Origin of the sequence: Desulfovibrio sp., from assembly GCF_041907885.1 — a bacterium.
Classification (GTDB): Bacteria; Desulfobacterota; Desulfovibrionia; order Desulfovibrionales; family Desulfovibrionaceae; genus Desulfovibrio.
This window is the reverse complement of sequence record NZ_JAYRGM010000011.1, coordinates 1-25,264: the sequence shown is the minus strand read 5'-3', so window position 1 is coordinate 25,264 and position 25,264 is coordinate 1. Positions and strand designations below refer to the sequence as shown.

Sequence of the window (25,264 nt, the reverse complement as noted above, 5' to 3'; positions counted from 1 at the left end):
CCAGACTGGCGGGGTTTTTTGTTTTCATATGTCACAACAAAGCCAACCTTGCGCCCATACGCCTATTTTTTGCCGTACTGTTTGCGCCACTCGTCAAGAAACAGCAGGGCGGCCTCTGGTTCTTTCAGTGCGCCGCTACGGGCGCGCAAGGCGCTGATAACATCGTCAAAACCCGCGTTGGGGCCAAGGCCAAGCCCCTGAACCACGCCAGCCAGTTCGGCGCGAATCTCTGGCGCAAGCACGGCCTCCACATCGGGCGGCAGGGCCTGCGGTGCGGTTTCCGCCTGCGGCCATGCACCCAGCCGCTGTTCCATAAAGCCAAGCAGGGCCGCCATGCGCTGCTCGTAGGTGTGGTCGCGCAGCACACGGGCGCGGGCGCGGGCGGCAAAGGCCTCGCGCTCGTCAGGATGGGCAACAAAATGGTCGATGGCCGCATAAAATTCTTCCAGCGTGCCAAAGGTGGCCAGCTCGTCCTGCGCAAACAGCTCTGGCATGAGCCCGCGCCTGTCCACAAGCTGAAAAGCCCCCATGGCCGCCAGTTCAAACGTGCGCGGGTTGACAAAATCCCCCCTGCTCACCAGATCTGCCGTGCCAAGGCTTGAATGCAGATTCAGGTTCACCCGCGTGGCATTGTAAATTTTGACACTTTCCTCGGCATCTATACGCGCGCCGCCGCGCTGCACATGGGCCGCAAGCAGGTTTTCACCGTCCCAGTCAGAACCCCATATCTTAAAATCACGCCCCACAAGCTGCCGGAATGCCAGCCGCCGGTTGGGATAACCAGCGCCAAGAAAGCCGATATCCGCCCCGTATTCACGCCTTTCCTGATCGCTGAGCTGTAGAGGCTTGTGAAAATCGGGCTGCGCCGCCAGCGGCAGATACAGGGCGTTGGTCTGCCCTGCATCGGCAAGCATGGACAAAAACGGCTCTTTCTGAATGACTGCAAAAACATCGTACAGGGGGGCGTAGCCCTTCCAGTAGTCAAAAACCTCGTGATCTTCCACAAACCACATGGCCGTGCGGATGCCAGCCCTGCGCAGCCGCTGCAACAGGCTGCGCCCCAGCGGGGCCTGGGCCATGGCAAGCACCAGATGCGGTTCCTGCGCCTGAACCTGCGCCCACACCGCCTGCGAAACCACCTGTAAAAAGGAATTCTCAAGTTGGGCGGTCTGCGCAGGAGCCAGACCAAGACCGCGCAGGCCGGTAAAGCCCGCGTGCAGCAGAGGGGCCTCGAACACCCGCACGCTGTGCCCCAGTGCGCCGAGGGCGCTGGCGCAGTATCTGCCAAGGGGCAACGAGCCGCCGTACATGGGCAGCACCACAAGAATTCGCAGAGGGGCGGCGGGCATCAGCAGTATCTCCCTGGCGGCAACATCCAGTCCGCGTCGTTACAAAGCCATTGTTCAAGGTCGGCGGTGGGCCGATAAGCAGGGGCGCTGCCTGCGGGCTTGAGCGCCACATGCTGGCGGGCCGCCAGAAATTCGCGCACATACAGGCGCTCTGCCGCATGCGGATCGTGCCCCGCCAGCAACATGGGCCGTGCCCCAAGAGCATCCAGGCCGGTGCGCCACAGCTGCAAATCCGCCGCAAGGGCTGGCCATTTTTTTTCACTTGCCGCAGTGGCGGGCAGGCCGGACTTTATGCTGCCAAGCACCGCCACCAGCGAACGTAAAAGCTCAACCTGGGCCAAGGGTTCGCCGCAGGCAACATTGTAGGGGCAGGGAGCGGATTCAAGGCACGGGCCGCAGCCACGGCTGGTTTGCCACACATGGTGCCCCTCGCCATAAGGCCCGGTTTCGTGCTGCCAGGCAGAGGACAAAAAAAACGCCAGCACCGGCACGCCAAGGTGCGCGCCAAGATGCATGATGCCCGTATCTGGCGTAACCAGCGCGTCCAGCCCGGTTACGGCATCCACAAGTGCTGGCCAGTCTGTTTTGCCGCTCAGGTCTTCAACCGCAGGCAGCATTTTTGCGGGCAGCTGCCGCATGAGCTGGCGGGCGGCGTTTTTTTCTGCCGCAGAACCAAGCAGAAAAACCTTTGGGCCGCCCATGGCCCCAAAGGCCGCACGCACAACCTCGGCCAGCACGGGCACGGGCAACGAGCGGCGCGATTCGCGCCCGGCCAGCACCACGCCAAGCCCTTGCCCGCCGGGCGTTGCCACGGGGTTGACCGTGTGGGGCGGCACAGGCTGCGGTGCAAAATGTGCCCAGAAATCCACAAGATTGAGGGGAGCCAAGGCACGGCGTTCGCTGATTCTGAAGGCAAGCAGCGCCCACGGCGAGCGTGTTATGCCCCCTGCACCTGGCCGGTAACCGCAGACCTGTGCCTCCTCAAAAACGCGGCACAGGGCCGCCGTTGTGCCAGAAAAATTGCAGTTGTACACGGCATCAAAATGTTCGCCCCGCCAGCGGGCCAGCACGGCGGCATTGCGCGCCAGTGCCTCGGCCTGCGGCCCGCCGTGAACCGAAAGGGCGTGCAGCTCGGCAAAGGGATAGAGCAGCCTGGCCAGCGAAACCAGACCGGCATCCACAGCAAGATGAACCTCGCCGCGCCCGGCAAGGCTCAGCAAGAGACGCTTGGTCTGCACCAGATCGCCAAACCGCGCCGCCTGTATGACCAAAAATTTTGCCATGTCATCCCGTGTGCCTGTTGATGGCCGCAAGTAGTTGAAAACTGTCAATTGCGCACAATCTAAGGCAATCAGGCCACCTAGGCAAGCAAGATACCCCGCCCCGGCGGCAGCGCAACTATTGCTGCTTTGCAAATACGGCAGCGCGTTGGCCCTTTGCAAAATATTTCGGGCTGCTGTATGCTCGCTCTCAAGCTTCTTTCACCCCTTGGATCACCCATGCGCACACAGCCCCACACACCGCTCTACCCCATCTTTGTTTCGCTGGCAGGCATTCATTGCCTGGTGGTTGGACTTGGCCAGGTGGGGCAACGCAAACTTTCGGGCCTGCTGGCCTGCGACCCGGCCTCGGTGCTGGTGCTTGATCTGGCCGAGCCGATGGCAAACGGCGCAGAAGCCGCCGCCCTGCTGCAAGACCCGCGTGTGCGCTTTGAGCGCCGCAGCTGTGCGCAGGCCGATCTGCAAGGCCGCGCCCTGGTTTTTGCCGCCACGGGCAGCGCTGCCGAAAACAGCCGTATCGCCGCCCTGTGCGCCGCTGCGGGTATTTTGTGCAACAGCGCCAGCAACCCTGCGGAAGGCTGCTTTCAGGTTCCCGCTGTTGCGCGCCACGCCCAGCTTGCGGCGGCGCTTTCCACCGGCGGCGCAAGCCCTGCGCTTGCGCGTCGCTGGAAGAGCGAGCTGCAACAGTGGCTTGAACCGCGTTCGCGCATGGCGGCCCTTATGGGGCGGCTGCGGCCTCTGGTTCTTGCCTTGGGTGAAGATACAGGGCACAATACACGATTGTTCCGAAAGCTGGCAGATTCACCCCTGCAACAGTGGCTGGAAGAAAACGACCTTGAAAACTGTCGACGCTGTTTGCAGGCGGAACTGCCGCCCGCATTGCACGCTGATATAGCGGAGTTGCTCCATGATCTCCCCTGAATTTTCCACCGCCGTAACCCTGCTGCTCTATGGCTCTGCCAGCGTTGCGGGCCTTGCGGGCATAGTTGCTCGTATGCCCATGTGGCGCAAGATCGGCTGCTCACTGGCCGTGGCGGGCTTTGCCTGCCAGACCCTCATGCTGTTTATGGGCTTTCACAAGGCCCTGCCCGGCGGCCTGAGCGCTGGCGCGTATTTTCAGCTTATGGCCTGGTTTGTGGTGCTGTGCGGCATTGCCGCCTGGGCCAAGCTGCGGCAGGAAATACCGCTGGTATTTGCCACACCGCTGGGGCTGATGCTCTTTGCCATGTCGGCCCCGTATCTGGCCTCTGTGGTGCAGGTTCCCGCCTCGCTCAACACCTCGTTTTACGCGCTGCACATCGGCACGCTCTTTTTGAGCCTGGCCCTGCTGGCTCTGGCCTTTGCAGCCGGGGCGCTGTTTCTGTTCATTGAAGGCCGCATCAAAAGCAAGCTGACCATGAAGGGCTTTTGGCTCGACATGCCCGCCCTTTCCATGCTCGACAAGATCAATGCCGTCACAACCATGGTGGGCTTTCCCCTGTACACCCTGGGCATAGTTTCGGGGCTTATCTGGGCCAAGCCTGTTTTTGGCGGCACAGTTACGGGCGACCCCAAGGAAGTTATCAGCATTGTGATCTGGCTGTTTTATTCGGTGCTGTTCCACAACCGCATCACCAAGGGATGGAAGGGCCGCAAGCCAGCGCAACTAGCTGTTTTTGTTTTTATTCTCTGCCTTTTTTCAATCATTGTGGTGAATACCTTTATGGAAACCCACCACGCATTCATCCGGCGCTGACCGGGCTATAGCCATGGACTGTGATATCTTTCTTGTCGGCCTGAATCATCGCACCGCCAGCGTGGACGTGCGCGAACGCTTTGCCCTGGTCAACCATTGCGACGAAGAGCATTGGGCCGTGCCATGTATTGGCGCGGTGAGCGAAAGCGTGATCCTTTCCACCTGTAACAGGGTAGAGCTGCTCGCCGCCGGCAACGGCGACGTTGCAGGACAGGTGCTCGAAAACTGGGCGGCGGCACGCGGCGCCAAGGCCGAAGAACTACGGCCCTACGTGTACGTGCATAAAAATCTGGAGGCCGTGCGCCACCTGTTTTCGGTGGCTTCAAGCCTCGATTCCATGGTGCTGGGCGAACCGCAGATTCTGGGCCAGCTCAAAAACGCCTACCGCAAGGCCGTTAAATGCCACGCCACGGGCGTCATTCTTAACCGCCTGGTTCACAAGGCTTTTTCCGTCGCCAAACGCGTGCGCACCGAAACTGCCGTGGCCTCAAGCGCGGTTTCCATCAGCTATGCCGCCGTGGAGCTCGCCAAGCGCATTTTTGGCGACATGAAAACCCACAAGGCCATGTTGGTGGGCGCTGGTGAAATGGCCGAACTCGCCGCCATGCATCTGCTGCAATCGGGCATTGATGAAATTCTGGTGGCCAACCGCACGCTGGCGCGCGGGCAGGAGCTGGCGCAGCAGTTCAAGGGCCGCGCCATTGCCTTTGAAGACATGGCCGAGCACCTCACCGAGGTGGACATCATCATCACCTCCACCGGTTCGCAGGAGCCCATTATCCGCGCGCGCGACATACGCGCCGTGCTCAAGGCCCGCAAAAACCGGCCCATGTTCTTTATCGACATTGCCGTGCCGCGCGACATCGACCCCGACGTCAACGGCCTCGACAACGTCTATCTGTACGACATCGACGACCTCAAGGAAGTGGTGGAAGAAAACCTTGCCACCCGCCGCGACGAGGCCGCCAAGGCCGCAGATATCGTGAATGAAGAGGTGCTGCTTTTTTCGCGCTGGCTCTCAAGCCTTGATGTGCAGCCCACCATTGTTGACCTTATCCAGCGCGGCGAACGCATGGCACAGGAAGAACTGGCCAAGACCCTCAAAAGACTCGGCCCGGTGGACGACGAAACCCGCGATGCGCTGGAGGCGCTGGTGGGCTCGCTAGTGCGCAAGTTCAACCACGATCCCATCATGTTTCTCAAGCGCGGCAGCATGTCCCAGGAGGGCAACGGCCCGCGTATCAGCATTACGCGCCGCATTTTCAATCTGGATAAAACTGGCTGTCCCTATTCGTCGGAGGAAAACTGATGCGCTGGTACGGAATTGACGACATTACCGAAGAAGACACCAAAAAACTGGCTGACACGCTCACCGAGATGGAGCTGGCATCGGGCATGGACGGCCTTTTCTGGCTGCCTGTTCCCGCCGAGATGCTCTCGCCCGTACAGCTTGAACACGTGGAAAGCTGCGGCCCCCACGTTATGGGGCTGGAAATTGAAGAAAATTTTGTGCGCCTCGAATTGCTGGTGCGCGCCCGCAGCCGCATGCGCTGCGAATGCGTACACTATGCCTCGCCCGAACTGCGCGACCGCATGATCGTGTGGCTTGAAAATCTGCTGGCCGAGCTGGGCATCGACCCCGCCTAGGTGCGGATGCGTGATAACAGGCCTTGGGGTGGCGCACTGCGCAAGAAACCCAAGGCCTTTTTTGCACCGACCATTCCCGGTTCCACAAGCCAAAAATTCTCCGGGCCGATCCTTGCCCACCCCCTCGCTACCGCCGACACGCCATGACAGAACCAGAGCTGCCAACATTGCAGAAACTCCCCGCCGTCACAGCCCGTCTTTGCCTTGAGGTAGAGCGGTTCTGCTGCCAGCGGCTTGGCCTTGCGCAGGGTTCTCGACTGTTGCTGGCGCTCTCTGGCGGGGCCGACTCCACAGCGCTGGCCCTTGTGCTGCACATGCTGGCCCCACGCATGGGGCTGACCCTGCACGCCCTGAGCGTTGACCACGGCCTGCGGGCAGAATCTGCGCAAGACGCTGAATTCGTACTGCAATTATGCAACAAACTGGGCATTGGCTGCACCGTGCGGCAGGCAGATGTGCGCGCGTTTGCGGCCTGCGGCAAAGTCGGCATTGAAGACGCGGCTCGTAGGCTGCGCTATTCCCTACTGGAACAGGAACGTGTGGCCGTGGGGGCCGATTTTATCACTCTTGGGCACCACGCGGCTGATGTGAGCGAGGATGTACTGCTGCGCCTGACGCGCGGCACGGGCTGGCCTGCCCTTGGCGGCATGACCGCCCGCGACGACGAGCGCCATCTGCTGCGCCCGCTGCTTGCAACAGATGCGCAGCCCCTGAAAGATTTATTGCGCCAATGTGGCCTCCACTGGTGCGAGGATGCCAGCAACCAGAGCCGCCAGTACAAACGCAACCGGCTGCGCCTTGATGTGCTGCCCCTGCTGCGGCAAGAAAATCCCTCCCTTGACCATAACGTGCATGACCTTTGGCAAATGGCCCGCCTTGATGAAGACTACTGGAACAAGGCGCTGGATGCGGCCCTGGCCGAAAATCCATGGCTGGAACTGCCTGCGGCTGTTGGCGACGGCCCAAGCCTGACCCTGCCCGCAAAACTGCTGTCAGGGCTGCACCCCGCTGCCCGGTTGCGCCTGTATGTGCGGGCTGTGCGGTGTTTGTGCCGCGCTGCGGCGGGGGATATTGGAGAGGATGACGGTGCGGGGCAGCTTCACGGTCAGGCCCGCGCCCGTACCCTGCTGGCTCTGGATGAAGCGCTTGCCAGCGGGCGGGGGAATACGCGGTTTCAGTTGCCCGGTGGACTGGAGGCGTATTTGAAGGGAGGGAGTGTTGTTTTTGGTGCGCCTGCGCGGCGGGAATTTTCGCCTGCGCGGCGGGCTGATAAATAAATTTTCTGGATTTCCTGCCCTTCGGGCACGGCACTTCGTCCCCAGAAGTAAGGCTGACTAACTTTTTGTTTTTATTGCCCTTCGGGCACTCCTTTTCGCCGCCCGGCGAAGTTTGGGACGCCTGCGCGGCGCGCGATTTCACCTGAACGGCAGGGTTAATAGCCTTTGGTGTTTTGCTGCCCTTCGGGCACTGGGTTTCGCCGCCCGGCGAAGTTTGGGACGCCTGCGCGGCGGGAATTTTCGCCTGAGCGGCGGGCTGATAAATAAATTTTCTGGATTTTCTGCCCTTCGGGCACTGGGTTTCGCCGCCCGGCAATGTTTGGGACGCCTGCGCGGCGCGCGGCAAGGCGGGGCCGGTTATGGGGCTGCGCCCCCTGCGCGGCCCCCCTTGCATCCCCCCCGAAGCACCCCCAAAGAGAGCTTTCAACTTCCGCAAAACGGCGAGGGCACGCGTCTTGCGCTGCGGGAGCTTCCTTCCCTCGCTGCGCTCACTCAGGTGATCTCCCTCCGCGACGCGTAAATGCCATAGCCCGCTGCCGCTTCGAATGATTTCCGCTTCAGCCCAATTTCCCAGATAACTTTCCTGTTCAATACTATTCTTTGACCTTCCCTTCGCTACCACAAACTTTCTGCTCTTCAAAACTTGTCCCCGAACAATTCACCACCTCGCAACATCTCCCCTAATTTCGCCTTTTCAGCCACATACTGCGAACCATCTTGCCCTTGGCGCTTTTACCTTTCGCCTTTTCAACCGCACGAACCGCCCAACTCGCAGCTGGCGTTTCTGCCTTTTGTCGCCCTGCATCAAAAGCAGGTCGTGGAGTCGCCTTCCTTAAACTCGCCGCAGCGAAGCGAAGGCGATGGCTGGTGTTGGGCGAATTTGCAAAATACGCATTTTTCTGGCCTGACAAGGAAAAATCCTGCTTTTGAGCGCAGCGTACTCAAGTACGTGAGCATCAAAAGCAGGATTTTAACGCCGTCAGGCCAAAAAAGTCGGGTTTGCGTAAATCAGCCTGACAGGCTCTCCCCCGCCAGCAGACTCCACAAACGTATTCCCCCGGCGCAAGATGGATTTTGTTCTCAGGCAAGGAAGACAAGGCGGCTTTGAGGGAGTGTGCTCTTTGGCACTCGACCGATAAAGCCGCCGCCGTCTGACGCAGCATGAGGGCAAAAGACGCTTGCGCCCGCTAGTGGGCAGAGCCCCAATCAGGCCCGCATCCCCAGTCAACAACTAAAGGTACAGACAAAGCCGCCCCCCCAGGCATAACCCCACCCATAAGCGCCGCCACCCTCTCGCCCACAGCAGCCGCAGCCTCGGTGGGCACTTCCAGCAGCAGTTCGTCGTGTACCTGCAGCAACAAGCGGGCATCCAGACGCTTCAGCTCTGCATCATGGGCCACAGCCAGCATGGCAAGCTTGATGACATCCGCAGCCGATCCCTGAATCACGGTATTGATGGCCTGCCGCCGCGCCAGGGCATAGTTCTGCCCGTTGGCGGAATGGATGTCGGGCAACAGCCGCCGCCGCCCGCCAAGGGTTGTCACATACCCCTGCCGCTTGGCCACGGCCTCCACTTCATCATAAAATTCTTTCAGGCCGGTGAGGCGCTCAAAATAGCGGGCAATGAATTCCTTGGCCTCGTTGGAGCTGATTTTCAGCTCCTGCGCCAGCTTTTGCGCGCCCATGCCGTAGATAAGGCCAAAGTTGATGGTTTTGGCATTGCGGCGCTGGTCAGGGCTCACCTGATCGGGCGTCAGGTCGTACACCAGTGCAGCCGTGCGGGCATGGATATCCTCGCCATTGCGAAATGCCTCAAGCAGGGCGGCATCCTGCGACATGTGCGCCAGCACGCGCAGCTCAACCTGCGAGTAGTCGGCAGAAACCAGCAGATTATCCGGCCCGGCGATAAAGCACGAACGCATGCGCTTGCCCAGCGCCCCGCGCACGGGAATATTCTGAAGGTTGGGATTGCTGGACGAAAGCCGCCCCGTGGCCGTGGCCTTTTGATTGAATGTGGTGTGGATGCGCCCGCGCGAATCCACAAGGCGCGGCAGGGGATCAAGATAGGTAGAGCGCATCTTTTCCAGCTTGCGGAACTGAAGAATACTCTCGACCACAGGATGCTGCCCCGCCAGTTTTTCCAGTGTTTCCTGGTTGGTGGATGCCTGCCCGCCACGGGTTTTGCGCGGCGAGGGCAGCTTGAGCGTATTGAACAGCATGTCGCCAAGCTGCTGGGCCGAACGGATGTTGAATGTGCTTCCCGCTGCGGCAAAAACCTCTTGCGTGAGCCTCTCTATTTCGCCCTGCACGTCTGAAAGAAAGGCCTGAAAAGCAGCCGCGTCAATGGCCACGCCGCGCGCTTCCATCTGGGCCAGCACAGGAGTGAGCGGCAGCTCAAGCGAACGGTAGAGCTCAAGCAGGCCATCGGCCTCAAGGCGCTGCTCCATAAGTGCGGCCATGCGCAGGGCCATGCTGGCAGGGCCGCTTGCCCCCTGAGCATCGCGCAGGGGCGCACCCCAGCGCACGGCCAGCCGGGGCCAGCCATAGTCGCTTTCTTCCGGGTTGATAAGGTAGGCGGCCAGACCAAGATCAAAGAAAAAAGGCGGGTTGGCTTCCACCGGCAGCTTGCGCCAGCAGGCAGCCGCGATAAGCAGAGCCTTGAGATCGGCTGTCACCAGCCGTTGCGCACCGGCAAGCCAGCCGCACAGGTCTTCCTGCGTGCCGCCCCAGCGAACATCATCGTACCCCTGCACACCCACATGCGGGGCCTTGCCCATGCCGCCGGGCCAAACCACGGCCACCTCTAGCCCTGCGCAGGGGGGCAACTGCCCCACTTCGCTCACAAGGGGGGATTCCGGCTCGTCGGCCACGTCCAGCAGGCTCATCTGCGGGCCTGCCCCGGCTGCGGGGCGCGCCTTTGTGGGGGATTTTTCGGCAGCTGACATGAGCGAAGCCTGGGCGGCGGGACGCGATGCCGCCGCTTCTGCCACAGGCTTTGCGGCAGCGCCCACAGCCAAAACCGGGGCAGCGGCAATGGCGGGCGCACTGTGCTGCAAACGGGCCAGGGTGGCCATGTCGCGCCGCAGGGCGTGCAGTTCGAATTCGTCGGCCATGGCCGCGCACTGGGCTTCGTTAAGCGGTGCAACGGTCATGTCTTCGATGGTAAGTTCAGAGCACACATCCAGCGAAAGCGAGGTGAGCTGCCGCCACAAAAACATGTTGTCGAGATGGTCGCGCAGTTTGTCCTGAATCTTGGGCGCAAGCAGGGCAAAATGGTCGCGTATGTCTTCAAGGGTGGGGCATATTTCAAAAATCTTTTGCGCTGTCTTGGGGCCAATTCCCGGCACGCCGGGAATATTATCGCTCGTGTCGCCCACAAGAGCCTGCACGTCGGCCCACTGGTCGGGGCGCAGGCCGCTTTCTGCCGTAAAGTCTGCGGCAGAGAGCAGCTTTTCTTCCTTGGAAGCCGGGTCCCACATGTACACGTTGGGGCCAAGGCACTGCTTGAGGTCTTTATCACCGCTCACGATAATCACGGGCCGCTCGGCAGAAAAACGCGCCGCCAGCGAGGCAATGCAGTCGTCGGCCTCGCAGCCGTCCGAAATTTCTACGGGTATGCCCAGGGCCTGCACCATGCGCACAATGGGCTCCATCTGCCGCACCAGATCTTCTGGCGTGGCGTCGCGGTTGGCCTTGTACAGCGGAAACAGGTCGTGCCGAAAATTCTTGCCCTTGCCGTCTTTTACAAACAGAAAATGCCCAGGCCGTTCATCGCGCAGAATACGCAGCAGCACGCGCGTTACCACAACCAGCGCGTTGGTGGGAAAGCCATCGGAACGCTGCATGTTCTTGTTGGCAAAAAAACCGCGATAGATAAAGGCAGAGCCGTCCATGAGAAAAAGCGGTTCGACAGAGAGATTGAGGCGTTGTTTCAGCGACATGATTGCCCGGTGGTTTTGGGTTTGAATAGGTGCAGGAAGGTTCGCAAGTATGGACGCTTGCGCAGATGTAGTGCTACGCGTATAGTATAGTGATGGAAACAAGTCCGCAAGTGACCGTATCTGTTCAGGGGCCGCTGCTGCGCGTGAGCGTTGGCGGGCGCTGGAATTTTGACGAGCCCTGGCCCAGCGAGGCGGCAACCGCCCTGGCCAGCGTCGCCGACCAGCGCATACGCGAAGTGTGCCTTGAAAGTGATAATCTGGGCCAGTGGGACAGCACCCTGCTTGTCTTTCTGGTGCAGATGGTCAAGGCGGCGCGCGCCCGGCAGCTGACGCTGCGCACAGAGCTGCCCGAAGGGCTGGAGCGCCTCATCAAGCTGGCCTTTGCCGTTCCGGCAAAGGAGGGCTCTGCCCGCAGCAAGGAAACAGCCGGTTTTGTCACCCGCGTGGGCGAAGGCGTGCTGGCGCTGCGGCCAAAGATTGAGGATTTTCTCAATTTTCTTGGCGAGGTGGTGCTCTCCATCTGGCGGCTGTTTCTTGGCCGTGCCAAGATGCGCCCCATGGATCTTTTTGCCGCCATGCACGAATGCGGCGTGGCTGCCCTGCCCATCATATCGCTTACCAGCCTGCTTTTTGGCCTTATTCTCGCCTTTGTGGGCGCGGTGCAGCTTACCCAGTTTGGCGCGCAGATATACGTTGCGGGCCTGGTGGGCATTGGCATGCTGCGGGTCATGGGCGCCATTATGGTGGGTGTTGTCATGTCGGGCCGGGTGGGCGCTGCCTACGCGGCCCTTATTGGAACCATGCAGGTGAATGAAGAGGTAGACGCACTTTCTACCCTTGGCATTTCTCCCCACGATTTTCTGGTGCTGCCCAGGGTGCTGGCGCTCATGGCCATGATACCCCTGCTGACCCTGTACGCCGACCTCATGGGCATAATCGGCGGCTTTCTGGTGGGTACGGCCATGCTGCGCCTCAACCCGCTGGAATACATCAATGCCACCATCCAGATGGTTCCTTTCAAGCACCTGATCATCGGCCTTGTGTACGGCACGGTATTCGGGGCCATTGTGGCCGTGGCCGGGTGTTATCAGGGCATCCGCTGCGGGCGCAGCGCCCAGGCCGTGGGTCAGGCAACCACCACGGCGGTGGTGCAGGCCATTGTGGGCATTATTGTGGCAACCGCCATCATCACCATTATCTGCAACGTGCTGGAAGTGTGACATGACACATGCCGTACAACCTTCCATCGCACTGCCCAACGTGAGTACCCCCGACGCGCCCGCTGCCGCCAATGGCGACAATGTACGCATCAGGGTACGCGATCTTACGGTGGCCTTTGGCTCGTTTGTGCTCATGCGCAACGTGTCGTTTGACGTGCGCGTGGGCGATATTTTTATGGTCATGGGCGGTTCTGGCTGCGGCAAAAGCACCTTGCTGCGCGTGCTCATGGGCCTCAAGGAACCGCAACAGGGCCAGGTTTGCTATAATGGCGAAGATTTCTGGGCTGGGACAGAAGAAAGCCGCAGCCGCATCATGCGCAACACCGGCGTGCTGTTTCAGGGCGGCGCGTTGTGGAGCTCCATGACGCTGGCAGAAAATGTGGGCCTGCCCCTGCAACAATACACTGATCTGTCCGATGAGGAAATCAGGGAACAGGCATCACTCAAGCTGGCGCTGGCAGGGCTGGCAGGGTTTGAAGACTACTATCCTTCCGAAATCAGCGGCGGCATGCGCAAACGCGCGGGGCTTGCGCGTGCGCTGGCCCTTGACCCCCAGATACTCTTTCTGGACGAGCCCTCGGCAGGCCTTGACCCCGTGAGCTCACGCCTGCTGGACGACCTGATACTTGAGCTGCGTGACAGCCTGGGCACAACATTTGTCATTGTTTCACACGAATTGCCGAGCATTTTTACCATTGCCCGCAACGGCATATTTCTCGACGCACAAAGCAGAACAGTGACCGCCAGCGGCAACCCCAGCGAGATGGTCAAAAATCCCGCCACAGACCAGAGCGCCATGCTCTTTCTGACCAGAGGCGGCAACCGCGAGCACACTGAAGAAACGGCCAGTGGCACACAGGCGGCAACGTCACACAAGGAACAAGCCCGATGAACTCGCAATCATACAAGACAACTGTTGGTGCTTTTGTGCTGGGGGGCCTGGGCCTGCTGGTCATGGGCATCATTCTGCTGGGCGGTGGCCGTCTTTTCAGCAACGACCTTGAGTATGTTCTCTATTTTGACGGCTCGGTCAGCGGTCTTTCTACCGGTGCGCCCGTGGTCTTCAGAGGCGTGCCCATGGGCAGCGTTACCCGCATCAATCTGGTTGCCAACGCCCGCGATTCAAATGTGACCATTCCCGTCTACGTGCGTATCGACGAACGCAGTTTTGTGCGCGCCAGCGGTTCGGCCTCGCCGTCCGAGTCCATTCAGCAGGAGATCATACGGCGCATGGTGCAGCGCGGCCTGCGGGCCCGTTTGCAGCTGCAAAGCCTGATCACGGGCCAGTACCGGGTGGAGCTGGATTTTTATCCCGCCACGGCGGCCAACTTTCGCTCTGCCACGCCAGACATGGAAATTCCCACCATTCCCTCGCCCATAGACACGCTGCAAAGCACGCTTTCGCAAATGCCGCTTGAGCAGATGATCAACTCGTTGAGCGCCGTGTTGCAAAATCTGGCGCTGGGCCTCAGCGACGACAAACTTGGCAAGGCGCTTACGGCCTTTACCGAAACGTTTCAGGAGGCCCACGGCATTCTGCATGCGGGCTCCATACGCAACAATACGGAGCAGGTGCTCAAAAACCTGAGCTCTGCCAGCGCTTCGGTTGAAAAAGAGCTGCCCGCAACCATGGTCGCCTTCCGCGAGGGCATGCAGAGCATGGCCGTTGCGGCAGACCAGCTGCGCGTGGCCACGGCCTCGGCCCAGGGCATTCTGGGGCGCGACTCGCCCACCATGAACGATCTGCGCCGCCTTCTTAAAGAAAGTACCGATGCCATGCGCGCCATGCGCGCCCTGGCCGAAACGCTAGAACGCAATCCCGAAGCCCTGCTGCGGGGCAAGCAAGGAGCACGCTGATGCCACGCAATCTTCTTTTACTTACGCTTGCACTGCTTGTGCTTTTGAGCGGCTGTGGCCGCAGCACGCCCACACGCTACTATCTGCTTGAAAGTGCGCTCGGCCCGGTCAAGGCCGACAGCCTGCCCAGCAAAAGCCTGCGCGTGGCGCAGGTTACCGTGCCGGACTACCTTGACCGCAACAGTATTGTCAGCCGGGTGAACGGGCAGACTGAACTGATTGTTTCGCAGTTTCATGCCTGGGCCGAACCTGTGGGCCACGGCGTAAGACGGGTGGTGCAGGAGGTGCTTACCGCGCCGCTGCTGGCTGCGGGCCTCAACGTGCTGGCTGCGGGCGACGACACCAGGGCCGACTATGTGCTGCTGATTGACGTGCAGCGGCTCGACGGTAATTTTGAGGCCAGCGCCGTGCTCGAAGCCCGCTGGACACTCAAAAACCGGCACGACGATGTGCTTGCCCGTGGCATCTATGCCGATGCGGAACCCGTGAACGGCAAAACCTACGACGCCCTCACTGCGGCAGAAAGCCTCATGGTGCGCCGCATGGCAGAGCATCTGGCAAGCCGTTTGCCCGCACTTGCACGGGGCAAGTCATGATGCTGGCCGAGGATGCTGCCGGATCTGCGTTTGAGCTGAGGCGCGAAAAAATTCTGCTGGTGGACGATGCGCCTGAGAATCTGCGCATTCTCAGCGAGTGCCTGCGCGACAAATACACCATCATGTTTGCCAAAAACGGGCCAGACGCCCTGCGCCTCGCCCTGCGTCAGCCCCCGCCGGATCTGATCCTGCTGGACGTGATCATGCCCGGCATGGACGGCTACGAAGTGTGCCGGCGTCTGCGCGACGACACGCAAACCCGCGACATTCCCATCATGTTCATCACCGCGCAGAATGAAGAAACCGACGAGGCCAAGGGGCTCTCGCTGGGCGCGCAGGACTACATAACCAAGCCTTTCCGTTCTTCTCTGGTGCGCAACCGCGTTGCCAACCAGCTCAAGTACAAGCGCTACCGCGACCACCTCAACGACATGGTACACGAGCGCACGCGCCAGCTGGCCCTCACCCAGGAAGCGACAATCCACGCCATGGCAAGCCTGGCAGAATGGCGCGATACCGAAACCGGCGCGCACATCAAACGCACGCAAAACTATGTGAAGGCCCTGGCCGTCTACATTGCCCAGATGCCCATATACCGGGAAGAACTGGATGCCGACGCCATCTCGTGGCTCTACCTTTCTGCTCCTCTGCACGATGTGGGCAAGGTTGCCATTGCCGATACGGTGCTGCACAAGCCCGGCCCCCTCACAGATGAAGAGTACGAAGCCATGAAGGAACACACCACCCATGGCCGCGCTGTGCTTGCCTCGGCAGACAAGTTTTTGGGCGAAAATTCCTTTTTGCGCATCGCCAGCGATATTGCCTACTGCCACCACGAACGCTGGGACGGCAAGGGATATCCGCGCGGCTTGGCAGGCAAGGATATTCCGCTTTCGGCCCGGCTCATGAGCGTGGCCGACGTGTACGACGCCCTGCGCAGCAAGCGCGTGTACAAACCCGCCATGCCGCACGAAACAGCGGTACGCATTATTGTGGATGGCCGGAGTACGCAGTTTGACCCCGATGTGGTGGACGCGTTTGTGGCCTTGCAGGAGCAGTTCCGCAGCATTGCAGACAAGTATTCAGATGTGTAAAGGCCGCAGGCGCAAATAGCAGCGCAGCGGCGCAACGGCTGCCTGCCAAAGCCGGGCAACCGCCACGCCAGCGCAAGACCTGTCAGGCCGAGTGTGCGGTAAAAACATCCCTGGCAGCAAACAGGCCGTTGAGCGCAGCAGGAAAACCCGCGTACACGGCCATCTGCATGATGACCTCCAGTATTTCCTGCCGCGTACAGCCCACATGCAGGGCCGCGCCAATATGTACACGCAGTTGCGGCCCGGCATTGCCCATGGCTGTGAGGGCCGCCACCACGGCTATTTCACGGCTTTTCAGATCAAGCCCCTCGCGAGAGTAAATGTCGCCAAAGGGAAATTCCACAAGATAGCGCGCAAAATCGGGGCTGATGGCCCGCACGCTCTCAAGCACTTCCTCCCCCCCCCTTCCGTCAACCCTTTCCAGCATGGCAAGCCCTGCGGCATAACGGTCATTTGACATGACAACTCTCCGTTTTTTGGCCGCCGCACAATGCCGCAGCCACAGCCCGGTTGTAGGCGCTGGCCCGGTCTTTGCCTCTTGCCATTTTGGTGATACCTAGCAGGCATGACAAACGACAAGTTTGAAAGCACAGACTGGCAGCTGCTGCGCTATTTTTCGATCATCGCCGAAGAAGGCAGCATGCGCCGCGCCGCAGAACGGCTGTACATGACCCAGCCGCCCTTGAGCAGGCACATGAAGCGCCTGGAAGAAATTCTTGGCCTTACGCTGTTTGCCCGGCACAACAAGGGCCTGACCCTCACCAGCGATGGTCAGGCCGTGCTGCACATGGTTCGCCCGGTGCTGGAAGCGCAGGATGCGGCGGGCAGAGCTCTGCTGGAGTATTGCCAGCACAGGGCCAGCGAGGACATGCCCCTTGCCGTGGGGCTCAGCACTGCTTTTGAACAGGGTGTTTTTTCGGGTTTCATGCGGCACATGCACATCCACTGGCAAGGGCCGGTGCAGTATGTGCGGCAGTCTTCGCCGCAACTGGCGCGCGCTGTTCGCCAGGGCAAACTGGACGCAGCCCTTGTGGCCCTGCCCCTTGACGCCCCAGGGTTGCACGTATGCCCCCTGCCCTATGCCGAACCCATGCTGGCTGCCCTGCCAGCGCCCTGGGTGCAGGCAGAACAGCAGCGCGTGCGCTTGCAGGATATGAACGGCAGGGCCCTTTTCTGGTTTCGGCGCGAAACGAATCCCGCCTTTTTCGACCACATGCGCGGGCTGTTTGCCCATATGGATTTTGCCCCCCAGTTTATCGAAGAGCCTGAAGAATATGATGTATTTCTGGCCCGCATTGCACAGGCAGAGGGCATGGCACTGTTGCCGCGCTCGTTTTCTGCCATCGGACGGCAAGGCGTAGTTTTTTTACCCATTGAGCAGGGCAGCCTGATGCAGATGCGCCTTGGGCTTATCCGGCCCGCCAGTCAGGAGGGCCAGGACGCGGGTGAAAACGCCTGCAAAAGAACAAACGCAAAAGAGCTGCAAGAGATCCTTACCGCAGCCACAGGGCATTTGGGCGGCTAAAAAAGCCATAAAAAAACCCGGCAGCCAGGCAACCGGGTTTAACACAGACACCAAGCCCGCCAGACGGGCTGTGCGCAGTGCAAAAAAATTACTGTTTGACCATTACCTTGGCAGGGCGCAGCAGGCGGTCGCCAAGTTTGAAACCGCGTTGCAGCACACGCGCCACAGAATTGGGCGCAAAATCCGGGCGGTCTTCAAAGCCCACGGCTTCGTGTACGTTGGGGTCGAATTCTTCGCCTTCTTCGCCAAGGGGCTTGAGGCCGTGTTTTTCCACTGCATCCAGCAACAATTTGTGGGTCATGGCCACGCCTTGCAGCATGTCTTTGCAGGCTTCGCTCTTGCTGCCGTAGCGCAGGGCCAGATCAAGATTGTCGAGCGTGGGCAGCAGATCGCCCAATACCTTTTCAGCCGCATAGCGCATCTGTTCGTCGTGCTCGCGGCTCAGGCGCTTTTTAAAGTTGTCCATTTCGGCGGCGTTGCGCAGGCGCATTTCGTTGAGCTCGGCTTTGCAACGCTCCTCAATAATGCTCTCGACAGTGGCCGCATGTTCGGCAGCGGGTGCGGTTTCGTCCTGCTCCGCAGCAGAGGCTGCGTCCTTACCCGCGTTTTGACCAAACAAAATGCCGTCCTGTTCAAGAAAACCATCTTCAGACCGGGTGGGCTGGCAATCTGCCGCATGATCGGCGTGGCCGCCCTGTTGACCGCCCTGCTGCCCGAATGAATGGTTCATTTTATGACGCTGCATGCTTCCTCCTGAATCGACCCCCGATGGGGCCGTGATGCTTCGCCTTAAGTAAGTATGCTTATTCACCCTGTCAAGGCACAGCCCTTGCCGCAAAGAACCGTACCGTGCCCCGGCAGGGCCGTTTGCGCCATTCAACAGGCATCTGCGCCTCGACATTCTGCGGCTGCTTCTGTATATTGCTCGCACCAGAAGAGGAACAGCACTATGACATGCCGAATTTTGACACTGCAACACGAGCAGGAATGGCCCAAGCTGGCCCAATGGCTGCAAGGCCGGCACAACCCTGGCAACGGGGTGGAAAGCTCTGTAAACGAAATTATCAACGCTGTGCGACAAAAGGGCGACGCCGCCCTTGTGGAGTATACGCGTAATTTTGACTGCCCCGAATTCGCCCCGCCCCTGCGCGTGAGCGAGCAGGAAATTGCCAAGGCGGCAGCCTCTGTTACCATCGAGAGCCGCGAGGTTATCAGCGAGGCTGCGGCCAACATACGCTCTTTTCATGAAGCCCAGGTTGAAAAATCGTGGTTTCTCACCAAGCCGGACGGCAGCATTCTCGGCCAGCAGGTTACCTCGGTAGACGCTGGCGGTCTGTATGTTCCCGGCGGCCAGGGTGGCAACACGCCCCTTGTTTCAAGCCTGCTCATGAGCGCCATTCCCGCCCAGGTGGCGGGTGTGCCGCGCCTTGCCGTGTTTACCCCGCCCCGCAAGGACGGCACGGTCAACCCGCATATTCTTGCGGCGGCGCATCTGCTTGACATTGACGAGGTGTACCGCGTTGGCGGCGCATGGGCCATTGCGGCCATGGCCTTTGGCACGCAGACCATTGACCCTGTGGACGTTATCGCCGGGCCGGGCAACATATTTGTTACCACGGCCAAGCGTCTTGTGCAGGGCACTGTGGGCATAGACATGATTGCGGGCCCCAGCGAGGTGCTGGTGCTGGCAGATTCTTCGGCCAACCCCGCATGGCTCGCCGCAGACATGCTTTCGCAGGCAGAGCACGATACCCTGGCCTCGGCCATCTGCATTACTGACGACCCGCGTCTGGCAGATACCTTGCAGCTGGAGCTGAAAAAACAGTGCGCCGCCCTGCCCAGAGCCACCACCGCTGCCCGCGCTCTTGAAGACTGGAGCGCCATTGTGGTTACGCCCAATCTTTCTGTGGCCGTGGCTGTGGCCAACATGGTGGCCCCGGAACACCTTGAGCTGTGTACCCGCGACCCCTGGGCTGTTTTGCCGTTTATCCGGCACGCCGGGGCCGTGTTTATGGGCCAGCACAGCCCAGAGCCTGTAGGCGACTATTTTGCCGGCCCCAACCACGTGTTGCCCACCCTGGGTACGGCCCGTTTTTCATCGGCCCTTTCGGTGCAGACATTCTGCAAAAAAACCAGCATTGTGGCCGCTTCTTCAACCTTTTTACAGCAGAACATGCAGTCCATAGCCGCCCTTGCCCGCCTTGAAGGGCTGGAAGCACACGCCCGCTCCGTTGAAGCGCGTGGGAAGAAATAGCAAGGGCTGAGGAATCAGGAGCCATCATGAAAGTCGTGGTAAAAACCGAGATCAGCGCCTATCCCCTGCTTTCACGCGGGAAAGTGCGTGACATCTATGATGTGGACGAAAAAACCCTGCTCATTGTCACCACAGACCGCATGTCGGCCTTTGACGTGATCATGAACGAGCCCATCCCCTACAAGGGCGTGATTCTTAACCAGATCACCCTGTTCTGGATGGAAAAGTTCAAGGATATCATCCCCAACCACCTGATCGAAAGCGACGTAAACTGCTTTCCCGCTGCCCTTGCCCCCTGGAAGGACGAGCTTGAAGGCCGCGCCGTTATCGTGCGCAAGGCCAAGCCCCTGCCTGTGGAATGCATTGTGCGCGGCTATATCACCGGCTCTGGCTGGAAAGACTACAAGGCCACAGGCTCGGTGTGCGGTTACAAGCTGCCCGCCAATCTGCGCGAATCAGACAAGCTGGAACCGGCCCTGTTCACGCCCTCTACCAAGGCCGAGCTGGGCCAGCACGACGAAAACATCAGCGTGGCCCAGGCTGCCGAATTGCTGGGCGCCGAAACTGCCGCTCAGGTCGAACGCACCACGCTTGCCATTTACGAAGCTGGTCGCACCTACGCCGCCGGTCGCGGCATTATTGTGGCCGACACCAAGTTTGAATTTGGGTTTATCGACGGCAAGCTCCATCTTATTGATGAAGTGCTCACGCCCGATTCCTCGCGTTTCTGGCCTGCCGACCAGTACCAGCCTGGCCAGGGCCAGCCCAGCTTTGACAAGCAGTATCTGCGCGACTGGCTGGAAAAGCAGCCCTGGAACAAGCAGCCCCCGCCGCCCGCCTTGCCTGAAGAAATCATCAAGGCCACGGCGAACCGCTACCAGGAAGCCTACGACATTCTCACAAAGTAACAAATCAAGCGCGTCCGGCACAACAGTGCAGGGCGCGCATTGGCGTGACAGCCTCGGCACTTTTTTCACAAGTGTTCTGGCGGTTCCACGCATGTGTCGTCCACAGTCCGACAGTGCCGCGCATTCCTTATGCGGCGGCTTTTTGCCTGGGCGCGCGCTGTCGCCATCTTGTATACCCTTTGTCCGAATATTCGGCTTGCATTGTTTTTTCAGGAGGATCCATGCTGCTGCAAGGAAAGAAAGCTCTTATACTGGGTTTGGCCAACAACAGAAGCATTGCCTACGGCATTGCCAATGCTCTTAAAGAACAGGGCGCCCGTCTGGCCTTCAACTATGTGGGCGATGCCATTAAAAAGCGTGTCGAACCCCTGAGCGAAGAGCTCGGCGGTGAATTTACCTTTCAGTGTGACGTGTGCGACGACGCGCAGATTCAGGCGGCCGCCGACCTGGTAAAGGAAAAGTGGGGCGATCTGGATATTCTTGTTCACTCCGTGGCCTTTGCCAACCGCGAAGACCTGGGGGGCCGCTTTGTGGATACCTCGCGCGAGGGTTTTCGTCTTGCGCTGGATGTTTCAGCCTACTCGCTCACCGGCGTATGCCGTGCCTTTGAACCCCTGCTGCACGAGGGGTCTTCGGTAATGACCATGACCTATCATGGCTCTACACAGGTTATCCCCGGCTACAATATCATGGGTGTTGCCAAGGCCGCTCTCGAAGCTTCGGTGCGCTATCTTGCGTGCGATTTTGGCACCAAGGGCATCCGCGTCAACGCCATCAGCGCTGGCCCCATAAAAACCCTGGCCGCCTCTGCTGTTTCAAGCATGAAAGACCTGTGCAACATTGTTGACCGCAATGCCCCCCTGCACCGCAACGTTACCACGGGCGATGTGGGTGGCACGGCCCTGTTCCTTGCCTCTGACCTGGCCCATGCCGTGACCGGTCAGGTTGTTTATGTGGACAGCGGCTTCAGCACCATTGGTGTTATGTCCTAGCAGGTTCTGCCGCCGCCACGGCCTGCGCCTGGGGGCAATACATGAACGTGCGTGCGCGCACTTGCGCGGCCTCAGCAGCCTGATGCCGTCAGAAGGATCAAACAATGGACATCCTGACCATGAATGCTGTGGGCATTACCGTTATGGCGATCTTTGGCTTGTGGGCCTTCTACCGGGCCGCGCAGATCACCAAAAAGCGCCGCCACGAGGACGATCAGAAAGACAAGGATCGCAAGGACGACTAGGCACAACAACACGCCCTGTTAATTGGTATCAAGCAAGGCCCGCACGGCAACCGCCAAGCGGGCCTTGTCTGCCTGTAAAAATGCTGAACCCGGCACAAAATGACGCCCGACCGCAGCGGCGAGCAAAAATTTTGCAACAATCTGCCTGTATTTGATTTTTTTGCTTGCAATTCCTCAGGGGCTGCTATACAAGTATTCGGCTTTGAGCGGTGAACATCACCGAATGGAGAGGTGTCCGAGCTGGTCTAAGGAGCACGATTGGAAATCGTGTGTACGTTAATAGCGTACCGGGAGTTCGAATCTCCCCCTCTCCGCCAGCAGAATCTAAGTGTCTTATTTTCCATAAGTCACTTGAAATAAAAGCGTTCATGCTTCCAATTGTTACACAAACGTGTCACATTTAGGAGTATGAACGCTTTGTGTTTACACACCCATATTCAACGGCGTGGAACTTCCGGCATATACTACATCCGGCGCAGGATACCGAATGACCTCCTTCCTTTCTTTGCGCCTAAGAAAGAGATTGCCCGAAGCTTAAAGACCAAAGACCCCAAGGAAGCCAAAGAGCGCGGGAGGCTGGAAGCGATAAAGATCGACCAGCAGTTTGCCGCCGCCTACCGCACCTTGGAGCAAGGGCAAGCGCACAACGCGCCTTCTGAAGCTGCGCCAGAATCCGGCACGTCACAACCCACCACGCCGCCCCAGGCTTCATTGACCCCGCTTGAAATAGAGCGGCTGGCCTTGCTGCATCTGCACACAGCCCTTGCCGAAGACGAAGACGCCAGAGACAACCCCAAGCACCCAGACGCCCTAGCCGAAGAGCAGCAGGAGGCGCAGGAGCTTGCCGCGCAGTTTGGCATAAAGCAAACAGTAGCCCGCTTTGGCCTGACTGCAAAGGACGCTGAGGCAAAACGAGGGCAAGCCGAGTTGTTCTTGCAAGCTGCCCCGCTCTTCCTAGCCAGCAACGATTTTTCGCCAGTGGAACGCATCGTTGACGCCCTGCTTGATGCAGAAGGCATTGACTTGGATAAAGCCGCCCCGGCCTATCGCAAGCTTTGCCGTGCCGTTTTTATGGCTGAATGCAAGGCACATGAGGCAATTCTAAAGCGCATGGGCGGGGAATGGGTCGCAACACCAGCAGCCCGGCCCGGCTACCAAAACTTTACGCCCTCCCCTGCCACCATATCTATTTATGCAACGCCAGAGCAAACCACAGGCAACCCATTAGCCACCCCCGGCCCAGACAATCCGCTCTTCTCAGAGGTCTGGAAGCGTTACCTAAAGGAACGCGCACCAGCCCATAAGACAGAACTGGATTTCGCCGCATCGGTACGCCGCTTCATTGAAGTTAACGGTGATCTCCCAATCAAAGCCATAACAAAAGCTCACATTAGAACCTTCAAAGATGTGATGTTGAAGCTTCCAGTTATACGCGAACTGCCTAAAGCTGTTCGTACACTGCCTGCGCTACGCCTTATTGCCGCTATGGAAAAGCAATACAAAGGCGAGGGCTACCCCACATTAAGCACAAAGACAGTCAATGAAAAACTACTTGCAACAATCAAGATAATAATTTCATACGCCGTTGCAAATGGCTATATCGACAACAACCCCGCTAGTGGAATGCGCGTTATAAACAACAGGGACAATATGAGTGGCCCTGAACGCTTGCCCTATGACATGGATGATTTTAACACCATCCTGCATTCCCCTCTTTTTGTCGGTGCTGTCGATAGAAGAAGCATGGGAATCCTAAAGCAAGACAAAAGACATGATTACCAATGGTTGACTTTGCTTGCCATGTTTACAGGAGCGAGGCTTGAAGAAATAGGCCAGTTGGATGCAAACGATATTTACAATGATAATGGTATCTGGTGCATCCATATACATGCTGATTTAGAAACAAATAGGCGTGTAAAAAATAAAGGCTCTATAAGAAAAATCCCCATTCACCCAAAGCTTATTGAATTAGGCTTTATTGACTTTGTGCAATCACTCCCACCAGAGGGCAAGCTACTGCGTACAATCACTTCTCGCACAGATCATAGAACAAGCACTTTTTCAAAGTGGTGGGGAAGATTCACTAAAGAAATTGGGGTTCACTCCAAACAAAAGACCTTCCATTCCTTCCGGCATACATTCAAGCGAACCATGCGTGACGTGGGAGCAAATGCAGAGCATGTAAACGCTATTCAAGGGCAATCTGATGGTGGTTCTGCATCTGGGCAATATGGGCGGGATAAGGACGGCATGCAGTTCAATATGACCACCCTTATGGAAACTATGAAGAAGCTGAAGTTTGAAGGCGTTGAGTTGGATTTTCTGAAGGGCTGCGTTGCAAGAAAGGCTATATAATCTAGCCACCTTTACGCTTCCTGCACTTCATAAAAACCAGAAGGAGCAACGCCAATGAAAACCCTATGCCTTGTTTTAGCCCTACTTCTTGCCTATACTTCAGTAGCCTATTGCGTTAGCTGGGAAGAAGATAAAAGGATGCCTCATGAAAGATTCAAAGAAATTGAGGCTGCTTATTTACAGCGATTTTTAGATAACCAAAAGAAGAAAAAGGAAGCAGAAACGCCTCCAAGTAAGCGGGCCGCTGAAGCAAAGAGAAAACAAGAGGAAGCCCAGCGGATTCAAGAAGCTGTTGATGAACAGTTAAGCAGCAACATGAAAGAACGGCTGAATTACACAGAACAGATAGTTAATAATCTCATTTACTAAAATAAATATTTATAATGAGCTATGAAAAAAACAAATCATTCCATAATAAAAAATGCAGTTTCAGCAATTCAAATAGGAATTGAAGATTATCAATCAGATGATGAAAGACGAGTGCTTTCTGCAATTAAAAATTTATACGCAGGAATACTTCTTCTATTTAAGGAAAAATTAAGGAGGCTTTCTCCACAAGGATCTTGTGATATACTCATCAAGAAAAAAATAGAAGTTATTGTAGATAATGATAAGAATATTTTATTAGTAGGACGTGGAATTGATACAGTTAACTACAAAGATATTAAAAACAGATTTAAGTATCTTAATATTGATGTCGATTTTACAAAAATAAATAGACTCAGAAATGAACGAAAAAGAATAGAGCACTACTATACAGACACACCAACAACAATACTACAAAGAACTATTTCTGAACTATTCAGTTTTTTGAATGATTTTATTTCAAATCACTTAGAAAACACCCCTGCAAATCTTTTGGGGGAAAATACATGGGAAGTTTTTTTAGAATGTGGCTATTGCCTTAGCTCAGCATAGGTAACCGTTTCAGCATTGGCACATGCCAATAATAGTCTGTCGAAGCCCTGGTCAGCCCAGGCGCGGCGGTT

Annotated in this window: 24 protein-coding genes and 1 tRNA gene; 19 read left to right on the top strand and 6 right to left on the bottom strand. The window is 58.1% G+C overall.

Features of this window, described 5'->3' with window-relative positions; all coding sequences use genetic code 11:
• Positions 1-62: 62 nt before the first annotated feature.
• Together ACE3NW_RS07435 and ACE3NW_RS07430 are read right to left on the bottom strand one after the other, a co-directional pair.
• Positions 63-1,349 carry a glycosyltransferase gene (locus ACE3NW_RS07435; protein WP_374281973.1) on the bottom strand — a complete coding sequence of 429 codons (1,287 nt, stop codon included), beginning with the start codon at positions 1,347-1,349 and terminating at the stop codon, positions 63-65.
• Entirely contained in the window at positions 1,349-2,632 is a 1,284-nt protein-coding gene (locus tag ACE3NW_RS07430) for a glycosyltransferase family 9 protein (protein ID WP_374281971.1), read from the bottom strand. The genes ACE3NW_RS07435 and ACE3NW_RS07430 overlap by 1 nt, the downstream gene beginning before the upstream one ends.
• A gap of 216 nt (positions 2,633-2,848) precedes the next feature.
• Between ACE3NW_RS07430 and ACE3NW_RS07425 the strand changes: the two genes are divergently transcribed.
• From ACE3NW_RS07425 to tilS, 5 genes are all read left to right on the top strand, one after another.
• Positions 2,849-3,550 (top strand): bifunctional precorrin-2 dehydrogenase/sirohydrochlorin ferrochelatase, encoded by a 702-nt coding sequence (locus ACE3NW_RS07425; RefSeq protein ID WP_374281969.1) that lies wholly within the window; start codon positions 2,849-2,851, stop codon positions 3,548-3,550.
• Positions 3,537-4,364 carry a cytochrome c biogenesis protein CcsA gene (ccsA, locus tag ACE3NW_RS07420; RefSeq protein WP_374281967.1) on the top strand — a complete coding sequence of 276 codons (828 nt, stop codon included), beginning with the start codon at positions 3,537-3,539 and terminating at the stop codon, positions 4,362-4,364. Before ACE3NW_RS07425 ends, ccsA begins: the two co-directional genes overlap by 14 nt.
• 13 nt (positions 4,365-4,377) lie before the next feature.
• Positions 4,378-5,673 carry a glutamyl-tRNA reductase gene (hemA, locus tag ACE3NW_RS07415; RefSeq protein ID WP_374281965.1) on the top strand — a complete coding sequence of 432 codons (1,296 nt, stop codon included), beginning with the start codon at positions 4,378-4,380 and terminating at the stop codon, positions 5,671-5,673.
• Positions 5,673-6,011, top strand: coding sequence for a hypothetical protein (locus ACE3NW_RS07410; protein ID WP_374281963.1), 339 nt, complete (start codon positions 5,673-5,675; stop codon positions 6,009-6,011). The genes hemA and ACE3NW_RS07410 overlap by 1 nt, the downstream gene beginning before the upstream one ends.
• A gap of 143 nt (positions 6,012-6,154) precedes the next feature.
• Positions 6,155-7,288, top strand: a complete 1,134-nt coding sequence (tilS, locus tag ACE3NW_RS07405; protein ID WP_374281961.1) for a tRNA lysidine(34) synthetase TilS — start codon at positions 6,155-6,157, stop codon at positions 7,286-7,288.
• Between the two features lie 680 nt (positions 7,289-7,968).
• On the opposite strand, the gene ACE3NW_RS07400 is transcribed toward tilS, so the two are convergent.
• Entirely contained in the window at positions 7,969-8,199 is a 231-nt protein-coding gene (locus ACE3NW_RS07400) for a hypothetical protein (RefSeq protein ID WP_374281959.1), read from the bottom strand.
• 276 nt (positions 8,200-8,475) lie between these two features.
• Positions 8,476-11,229, bottom strand: coding sequence for a DNA polymerase I (gene polA / locus ACE3NW_RS07395; RefSeq protein ID WP_374281957.1), 2,754 nt, complete (start codon positions 11,227-11,229; stop codon positions 8,476-8,478).
• 110 nt (positions 11,230-11,339) lie between these two features.
• Between polA and ACE3NW_RS07390 the strand changes: the two genes are divergently transcribed.
• Genes ACE3NW_RS07390 through ACE3NW_RS07370 form a run of 5 tightly spaced genes read left to right on the top strand, consistent with a single transcriptional unit; the run spans position 11,340 to position 15,996 of the window.
• Positions 11,340-12,449 carry an MlaE family ABC transporter permease gene (locus ACE3NW_RS07390; protein ID WP_374281955.1) on the top strand — a complete coding sequence of 370 codons (1,110 nt, stop codon included), beginning with the start codon at positions 11,340-11,342 and terminating at the stop codon, positions 12,447-12,449.
• A 1-nt stretch (position 12,450) separates the two neighbouring features.
• Positions 12,451-13,341, top strand: a complete 891-nt coding sequence (locus ACE3NW_RS07385; RefSeq protein ID WP_374281953.1) for an ABC transporter ATP-binding protein — start codon at positions 12,451-12,453, stop codon at positions 13,339-13,341.
• A complete protein-coding gene (locus ACE3NW_RS07380) occupies positions 13,338-14,306 on the top strand; it encodes an MlaD family protein (RefSeq protein ID WP_374281951.1) in 969 nt (322 codons plus the stop codon). Before ACE3NW_RS07385 ends, ACE3NW_RS07380 begins: the two co-directional genes overlap by 4 nt.
• Positions 14,306-14,902: a membrane integrity-associated transporter subunit PqiC gene (locus tag ACE3NW_RS07375; RefSeq protein WP_374281949.1), complete on the top strand. Its 597-nt coding sequence runs from the start codon at positions 14,306-14,308 to the stop codon at positions 14,900-14,902. Before ACE3NW_RS07380 ends, ACE3NW_RS07375 begins: the two co-directional genes overlap by 1 nt.
• The gene (locus ACE3NW_RS07370) at positions 14,899-15,996 is read left to right on the top strand and encodes an HD domain-containing phosphohydrolase (RefSeq protein ID WP_374281947.1); all 1,098 of its coding nucleotides are present in this window, start codon (positions 14,899-14,901) and stop codon (positions 15,994-15,996) included. The genes ACE3NW_RS07375 and ACE3NW_RS07370 overlap by 4 nt, the downstream gene beginning before the upstream one ends.
• A gap of 82 nt (positions 15,997-16,078) precedes the next feature.
• Here ACE3NW_RS07370 and ACE3NW_RS07365 read toward each other — a convergent pair whose 3' ends face one another.
• The gene (locus ACE3NW_RS07365) at positions 16,079-16,456 is read right to left on the bottom strand and encodes a carboxymuconolactone decarboxylase family protein (protein WP_374281945.1); all 378 of its coding nucleotides are present in this window, start codon (positions 16,454-16,456) and stop codon (positions 16,079-16,081) included.
• A gap of 105 nt (positions 16,457-16,561) precedes the next feature.
• Between ACE3NW_RS07365 and ACE3NW_RS07360 the strand changes: the two genes are divergently transcribed.
• Complete coding sequence (locus ACE3NW_RS07360; RefSeq protein ID WP_374281943.1) at positions 16,562-17,521, top strand: LysR family transcriptional regulator; 960 nt, start codon at positions 16,562-16,564, stop codon at positions 17,519-17,521.
• A gap of 88 nt (positions 17,522-17,609) precedes the next feature.
• Here ACE3NW_RS07360 and grpE read toward each other — a convergent pair whose 3' ends face one another.
• Positions 17,610-18,266 carry a nucleotide exchange factor GrpE gene (gene grpE, locus ACE3NW_RS07355; RefSeq protein ID WP_374281941.1) on the bottom strand — a complete coding sequence of 219 codons (657 nt, stop codon included), beginning with the start codon at positions 18,264-18,266 and terminating at the stop codon, positions 17,610-17,612.
• 204 nt (positions 18,267-18,470) lie between these two features.
• Here grpE and hisD point away from each other — a divergent pair, with 204 nt between their 5' ends.
• The 8 genes from hisD (at position 18,471) to ACE3NW_RS07315 (ending at position 25,193) form a co-directional block, all read left to right on the top strand.
• Positions 18,471-19,775 carry a histidinol dehydrogenase gene (gene hisD / locus ACE3NW_RS07350; protein WP_374281939.1) on the top strand — a complete coding sequence of 435 codons (1,305 nt, stop codon included), beginning with the start codon at positions 18,471-18,473 and terminating at the stop codon, positions 19,773-19,775.
• Positions 19,776-19,801: 26 nt separating this feature from the next.
• The gene (locus ACE3NW_RS07345) at positions 19,802-20,683 is read left to right on the top strand and encodes a phosphoribosylaminoimidazolesuccinocarboxamide synthase (RefSeq protein WP_374281937.1); all 882 of its coding nucleotides are present in this window, start codon (positions 19,802-19,804) and stop codon (positions 20,681-20,683) included.
• Between the two features lie 221 nt (positions 20,684-20,904).
• Positions 20,905-21,675, top strand: coding sequence for an enoyl-ACP reductase (locus tag ACE3NW_RS07340; protein ID WP_374281935.1), 771 nt, complete (start codon positions 20,905-20,907; stop codon positions 21,673-21,675).
• A gap of 104 nt (positions 21,676-21,779) precedes the next feature.
• Entirely contained in the window at positions 21,780-21,920 is a 141-nt protein-coding gene (locus ACE3NW_RS07335; protein WP_374281933.1) for a hypothetical protein, read from the top strand.
• A gap of 225 nt (positions 21,921-22,145) precedes the next feature.
• A tRNA-Ser gene (locus ACE3NW_RS07330) sits at positions 22,146-22,237 on the top strand.
• A 91-nt stretch (positions 22,238-22,328) separates the two neighbouring features.
• Positions 22,329-24,275, top strand: a complete 1,947-nt coding sequence (locus ACE3NW_RS07325; protein ID WP_374281931.1) for a DUF6538 domain-containing protein — start codon at positions 22,329-22,331, stop codon at positions 24,273-24,275.
• A gap of 54 nt (positions 24,276-24,329) precedes the next feature.
• Entirely contained in the window at positions 24,330-24,644 is a 315-nt protein-coding gene (locus tag ACE3NW_RS07320; RefSeq protein ID WP_374281929.1) for a hypothetical protein, read from the top strand.
• A gap of 21 nt (positions 24,645-24,665) precedes the next feature.
• Complete coding sequence (locus ACE3NW_RS07315; RefSeq protein WP_374281926.1) at positions 24,666-25,193, top strand: hypothetical protein; 528 nt, start codon at positions 24,666-24,668, stop codon at positions 25,191-25,193.
• Positions 25,194-25,264 lie beyond the last annotated feature (71 nt).